Annotated in this window: 1 protein-coding gene; it reads right to left on the reverse strand. The window is 52.5% G+C overall.

Going from position 1 to position 278, the window contains the following annotated elements; all coding sequences use genetic code 11:
• Positions 1–278, reverse strand: a 278-nt coding sequence (locus ACZ3HH_RS29770; protein ID WP_465810134.1) for an AAA family ATPase, incomplete at both ends; no start/stop codon positions are given.

Here is a 278-nt window from a genome sequence, read left to right on the forward strand (position 1 = left end):
GGATGCAGATCACGAGTAAACGCACGCCCTGCCAAGAGGTTGGCTTTGCCGTGACGCAATTTGCGAGCGCTTGATCCGGTCATGATGAACTGTAGGACGCTACGCTCTTCTTCGATCAAGTAGTGTACCAAGTCCAAAAGCTTTGGCACCTTTTGCACCTCGTCGATCACAACGTGACGAATGCTCGACGGCAAAGAGCGCACGACCTCTAGAAAGAGGTCTGGGTTGCGGCTGAAACGATCTTCCTCGCGCGCCAGTAATAAATTGATAAGGTGGGT

The sequence above is a fragment of the Pseudomonas sp. PME37.24/025 genome (assembly GCF_055556615.1).